This window comes from Micromonospora sp. NPDC003776, assembly GCF_053605645.1.
In genome coordinates this window covers 1-3144 of record NZ_JBSGJR010000702.1, presented here as the reverse complement: position 1 = coordinate 3144, position 3144 = coordinate 1, and the positions used below count along the sequence as shown (strand labels likewise).

Genomic DNA, 3144 nt, shown 5'->3' with positions numbered 1-3144 from the left:
CTGACCCAGCCGGCCGACGGCGCGGTACCCGACGACAGCCACAACCTGGAGCCGCTGGTGGGCCGGGCTCACCCCGGCGGAGCGGCGCTGGCTGGTCCGGCACGAGCCGGGCCGGGTCGGCTCCCTCGACGGGGTGCCGGTGGCGGCCCGGGACCAGGCCAACCGGCTTCTGCTGGCCGGCTGGCGGGCGGAGCTGGCCGACCGCCGGCGGGGGCTGCTGCGCCCGCGGGCGGCGGGACCCCGCGAGCTGGCCCGGCTGGCCCGGCTCGCCCAGGCGGAGGCGGCCCTGCGCGGCCTCGACGCGCTCGACGATCGACTGGCCGCCCCGGAGGCGCCCCGGGCGTACCTGCTCGGCCTCGACCCGGCCGGGGACGGGCGGGCGGTGGTGGCGCTGGGCAACCCGGACCGGGCCGGCGCGGTGCTGACGTACGTCCCGGGCATGACCGCGGACCTCGCCGACGCCCCCGGCGAGCTGGCGCGGATCTCGGCGGCCCGGGCCCCGGTGACCCTGCTCGGGCACCGCACCGACGTGGCCGACCTGCTGGCCGGGGCCGACCTGGCCGTGGTCACCAGCGACTGGGAGGCCCGGCAGCTCTTCGCGCAGGAGGCGCTGCGCGCCGGCGTACCCCTGGTGGCGACCGCCGTGGGCGGGCTGCCGGAGCTGGTCGGCGACGACGCGCTGCTGATCCCGGCCGGTGACGTCGACGCGGTCGACGCGGCCGTGCGGGACCTGCTCGACGACGACGCCCGCCGGGCCGACCTGGGCCGCCGGGGCGCCGCCCGGGCCGCCACCTGGCCGACCGAGGCGGACACCGTGGCCGCCCTGGCCGACCTCTACGCCGAGCTCGCGCCCGAGTCGTCGACGAGGACCCGGTGATGCTGCGCAGACTCACTCCGGTCCTGCTGACCCTGGTCGTGGTGGCACTCGGCGTCACCGCGCTGGCCGCCCGTCCGGACAACGGCGGCCCGAAGCGCAGCGCCGACTTCGTGGTGCTGGCCGGGGTGGCCGGGCTGCGCTGGGAGGACGTGGACCCGCAGACCACCCCCACCCTGTGGCGGATGGCCGAGCAGGGCTCGATCGGCTCGCTCTCGGTGCGCTCCGCGCACCGGCCCACCTGCCCGGTCGACGGCTGGCTCACCCTGGGCGCGGGCAACTTCGCCGCCTGGCAGGGCAGCAACCGGGTGGGCGGCTGCCCGGCCGCCGGGGTGACCGTGGAGCAGCCCGACGGGATCGGCGCGAACCTGCCCGACCAGGAGAGCGTCGTGGCCTACAACCAGGACAAACTGGCCTGGGGCGCCACGCCGGGCGCGCTGTCGGAGTCGGTGCGCTGCTCGGTGGCGGTCGGCCCCGGGGCGGCGGTGGCCGCCGCCCGGCCGTTCGGGCGGGTCGACCGGTACGCGCCGGTCCTGCCCGCCGATCCGACCGGGCTGCTCGGCTCCTGCGTGCTCAGCATCGTCGACCTGGGCACCGTCGACGGCGCCGACCCGACGGTACGGGCCGCCCAGGCCCGGCAGGCCGACGCGCAGCTCGCCCGGGTGCTGGCCGCCCGGCCGCCCCGCTCGTTGGTGCTGGTCGCCGGGGTCTCCGACACCGCCGCGCCGTCCCGGCTACACGTGGCGATCGCCGACGGTCCCGGCTGGGAGCGGGGCTGGCTGAGCTCGCCGAGCACGGCGCGGGAGGGTTACCTGCAACTGGTCGACCTGGCGCCCACCGCGCTGGCCGCGCTCGGCCGGCCGATGCCAGAGCGGCTCTTCCTCGGCCGCCCGGCGATCTCCGTCGAGGGCCGCCCGGCCGACCTGCGCACGGCGATCGACCAGCCGGCCGACGCCGACCGGGAGGCCGGCGCCCAGCGCCGGGTGGCCGGCTGGTTCTTCGCCCTCCTCGCCGTCGCCCAGGTGGCCCTCGCCGTGGCGGTGCTGCCGCTGCTGCGCCGGGCCCGCCGGCACGCCGGCCCGTACGGCCCCGAACCGGTGTCCCGGCGGGTGGTGGCGGTGGTCGAGTTGCTGCTCGTCGCCGCCGCGCTGGCGGTGCCGGCGGCCCTGCTAGCCGACGCGGTGCCGTGGTGGCGGGGATCGCAGGCGGGCTGGTGGTTCGGCGTGGTCACCGCGCTGCTGATCATCGGTGGCACCGCCGCGGTCCGGTTCAGCCCCGGGTACGGCAGCACCCTCGGCCCGCTCGGCGCGGTCGCCGGACTCGCCACCCTGGTGGTCGGCGTGGACGTGCTCACCGGCTCCCGGCTGCAGCTCAACGGCGTGGTCGGCTACTCGTCGCTGGAGGGCGGCCGGTACGCGGGCCTGGGCACGATCGGGCTGGGTGTGTTCATCGCCGGGTCGCTGCTCTGCGGCGGCTGGCTCGCCCAGCGGGTCCGCCGGCCCTGGCGGCCCATGGTGATGGTGCTCGTCGCCGGGTCCGCCGTGGTGATCGTCGGCAGCCCGTACCTCGGGTCGGACTCGATCGGCGCGATCGCGCTGACCGCCGGGGTGAGCGTCGCGGCCGCGATCTGCTCCGGGGGCTGGTTGACCGTCAGCCGGCTGGCCTGGGCCACCATGGCGGGGCTGGCCGTGATGATCGGTTTCGCGGTGGTCGACGTGCGTCGGCCGGCGACCGAGCGGGGCAGCGTCGGCCGGTTCCTCGCCGCGCTCGGCGACGGCACCGGCGGCCTCACCGTCCACCGGGCCAGCAGCGCCAACGTGGAGACCCTGATGAACAGCCCGCTCACCGTGCTGGCCCTGGCCGGGGCGGCGCTGGTCTGGCTGGCGCTCTACCAGCCCTGGGGCGGGCTGATGCGGCTGTTCGGCATCTACCCGGCGATCCGGGCGGCGATGGCCGGCACCGCCGTGGCGGCCGCCCTCGGCGGCCTGCTCGGCGGGTCGGCGCTGGACGTGGCCGGGGCGGCGGCCGCCCTGGTGGTGCCGATGGCGGCGCTCGCCGCGCTGCGGGTGCTCGACCATTCCACCGACCGCACCCAGCCCGGCAGCGGACGGCCGGGGGAGGAGGACCCGGCCGGCGGCCCCAGCGGTGGCGGGGACCGCCCCGACGGCGACCGGTCTCAAGTGGAGCGTGGTGGGGGCCGCCCACTGGTTCGTGATGGTCGCGTTCATCGTGCTGTCGCTGCTGGTGCTCGAGGCCTACTTCGAGGTGGT

Annotated in this window: 1 protein-coding gene and 1 pseudogene; both read left to right on the top strand. The window is 77.9% G+C overall.

The window, feature by feature from the left end; translation table 11 throughout:
- Window positions 1-475 precede the first annotated feature (475 nt).
- A pseudogene (locus tag ACWEVO_RS33625) lies at window positions 476-877 on the top strand (glycosyltransferase); the annotation flags it as partial.
- The coding region (locus tag ACWEVO_RS33620) for a hypothetical protein (protein ID WP_452311449.1) at window positions 877-3144 on the top strand (2268 nt) is incomplete at its 3' end. The pseudogene ACWEVO_RS33625 and the gene ACWEVO_RS33620, both read left to right, overlap by 1 nt.